The 3,210-nt window shown below is 70.9% G+C and carries 2 protein-coding genes; both read left to right on the top strand.

The annotated features are described in order from the left end of the window. A partial coding sequence (locus ACFDTC_RS17920) for a molybdopterin-dependent oxidoreductase (protein ID WP_375260237.1) occupies positions 1-2,285 on the top strand: 2,285 nt, incomplete at its 5' end. Continuing rightward, positions 2,282-3,210: glycosyl transferase family protein (locus tag ACFDTC_RS17925; protein ID WP_375260238.1), on the top strand; the 929-nt coding region annotated here is incomplete at its 3' end. The genes ACFDTC_RS17920 and ACFDTC_RS17925, both read left to right, overlap by 4 nt.

A 3,210-nucleotide genomic window follows, 5' to 3' on the forward strand; every position in this document is an offset into this window, starting at 1 on the left:
ACAAGCTGATGAAGGGCTTCATCGGCTCGGCCAACATCGACACCAACTCGCGGCTCTGCATGGCGTCGACCGTGGCGGGGCACCGGCGCGCTTTCGGCACCGACACGGTGCCCGGCACCTACGAGGATCTGGACGAGGCGGACCTCGTGGTGCTGGTCGGCTCGAACCTCGCCTGGTGCCACCCGATCCTGCACCAGCGGGTGATGGCGGCGAAGCGCGCGCGCGGGACCAGGATCGTGGTCGTCGATCCGCGCCGTACAGCGACCTGCGACGGCGCGGACCTGCACCTTCCGCTGCGGCCGGGCAGCGACGTGGCGCTGTTCAACCGCCTGCTGGTGAGGCTGAGCGAGGCCGGCGCGCTGGACGCGCGGCATCTGGCGCATACGCGCGGCCTCGACGACGCCCTGCGCGCGGCCGGCGCGGACGACCCGTCCGAGACCGGGCTGGACCCGGACGACATCGCCCGGTTCTGCGACCTGTGGATGCGGACCGAGAAGGTCGTGACCGTGTTCAGCCAGGGCGTGAACCAGTCGACCAGCGGGACCGACAAGGTCAACGCGATCCTGAACTGCCACCTGGCGACGGGACGCATCGGGAAACCGGGCATGGGGCCGTTCTCCGTCACCGGGCAGCCCAACGCGATGGGGGGCCGCGAGGTCGGCGGACTGGCCAACATGCTCGCCTGCCATCTCGAGTTGGAAGACCCCGACCACCGGGCCGCCGTTCGCGGCTTCTGGGGCGGAACCGTCATACCGGACACGCCCGGCCTGAAGGCGGTCGATCTGTTTCGCGCCGCGGGTGACGGGCGCGTCAAGGCGCTGTGGATCATCCACACCAATCCCGCCGTCACCATGCCCGAGGCGGACGCCGTACGCGACGCCATCGCCGCCTGCCCCTTCACGGTCGTCAGCGACATCACCGACCGGACCGACACCGCGCGCGTGGCGGACGTGCTGTTGCCCGCCAGCGCCTGGGGTGAAAAGGACGGCACCGTCACCAATTCCGACCGGACGATCAGCCGTCAGCGCGCCGCGCTACCCGCGCCGGGCGCGGCCCGGCCCGACTGGGCGATCCTCGCCGAGGTCGGGCGTCGCATGGGCTGGGAGAGGCCTTTCGACTATGACGGTCCGGCCGAGATCTTCCGCGAATACGCTGCACTCTCCGGCATCGCAGGCCAGTTCGGGCGCGATTTCGACATCTCCGGCCTCGCCGACATCGACGATGCGGGCTACGCGGCGCTGCCGCCGACGCGCTGGCCGGTCACGAAGGCGTCGCAAGGCGGGCGTTTCTTCGCGGACGGGCGCTACTTCCACGCGGACGGCAAGGCGCGCTTGGTCCCGGTGCGCCATCGCCCGCCCGCCGCGCGGCTGAAGCCGCGCTTTCCGTTCCGGCTGAACACCGGCCGGATGCGGGACCAGTGGCACACGATGACGCGCACCGGCCTCAGCCCGCGGCTGTCTGCCCACCTGGCCGAGCCCTTCCTCGACATCCACCCTGAGGATGCCGCGCGCCTCGGGCTGTCGCCCGCCGACATTGTGTCGGTCGAAAGCCCGGCGGGCCGTGCCATCCTGCGCGCCCGGATCACCGACGCGGTGCAACCCGGGCAGGTCTTCGCGCCGATGCACTGGACGGCCGAGACCGCGCCCTCGGCCCGGGTCGACGCGCTGGTCGCAGCGCAAACCGATCCGATCTCGGGCCAGCCCGAAAGCAAGGCCGCGGCGGTCGCAGTCACCCGCTTCGACGCGGCCTGGTACGGGTTCGCCGTGTCTCGCACACCGATGGCGCTGACCTCGGAATACTGGGCACTGGCACGCACGCAGGCCGGATACCGCGCCGAACTGGCGGACCGTGGCGCCGTTCAGGACTGGGAGGCGGAGGCACGCCGCCTGTTCGGAGGCGAAGACATGCAGCTTGCCTCGATCGTCGACCACGCGAGGGGCACGGCCCGGATTGCGATGACGCGCAGCGGCGTTCTGGAAGCTGCGCTCTTCGTCGCGTCCACGCCGGTGGCCGTGATGCGCGACTACCTCGCCACCATCCCCGGGACCGAGACGCCGGACGCGCTGAGCGGGCGGACCCCGGCGCATGTGCCAGACCCCGGTCCCGTGCTGTGTTCTTGTTACTCGGTCGGCGTGAACACTATCCTGCGCGCCATCGAGACCAATGGGCTGATGAGCGTCGATGCTGTGGGCGCAGCGCTTCAGGCCGGCACGAATTGCGGGTCTTGCCGGCCCGAGATCGCAGCACTGCTTGCCGGCAGAACCCTGCGGGAGGCCGCCGAATGAGCTTGGCCGACCATGTCCGGACGCTGGGCCGCGGTCCCGGCCGCTCGCGCGCCCTGACGCGTGACGAGTCCGAGGATGCGATGACGCTCATGCTGTCGGGCGACGCAGCACCCGAAGCCATTGGCGCCCTGCTCATGCTGCTGCGCATGAAGGGCGAGACGGCGGACGAGATCGCCGGCTTCGCGCATGCCGCGCGCCAGGCGATTCTACCGGTCGCCGGGGTCGAACTCGACTGGCCGAGCTACGCCGCCGGCCGCACGCGCGGCCAGCCGTGGTTTCTTCTGTCAGCGCGTCTGGTCGCCATGGCAGGCCACAGCGTCCTGCTGCACGGCTGGAATGGCTCCGACGGCGCGGTACGCGCGGGCCTGAGGGACGCGGGCATTTCCGTCGCCCGCACCGTGGACGACGGAAATGCGCTTCTGCGGCGCGACGGCATCGCCTACCTGCCGCTGGAAGAGGCCCATCCACGTCTTTTCGGTCTTCTGAGCCTGCGGGCGGTTCTGGGGCTGTGGTCCTGCGTCAACACCGTCTGCCGGATGCTCAATCCCGGGGCGGCGCCGGCCAGCGTGCAAGGCGTGTTCCACCCATCCTACCGGCTGCTTCAGGCCGACGCTGCCGCGCGGCTGGGCTGGCCCGCGCTGAGCGTCATCAAGGGCGGCGGCGGCGAATTCGAACGCCATCCCGGCAAGCAGATCGACGTTTTCGGTCTGCGCCACGGACAGCCTTGGCAGGCAGCGCAGCCGACACTGCTGAGCAACACCCGCAGGCTGGCCGAAACCGACGCGGACCTCGCGACGCTGTGGACGCAGGGCGCGCCCGGCAGCTTCGAGGAATCGGTCGTTCTCGGCACGGCGGCCCTTGCCCTCGAGACGCTGGGCCATGCGGACGGCCGCGCCGAAGCGCAACGGCACTGGGACGCGCGTCC

The organism is Citreimonas sp. (assembly GCF_042096055.1).
Lineage (GTDB): Bacteria > Pseudomonadota > Alphaproteobacteria > Rhodobacterales > Rhodobacteraceae > Citreimonas.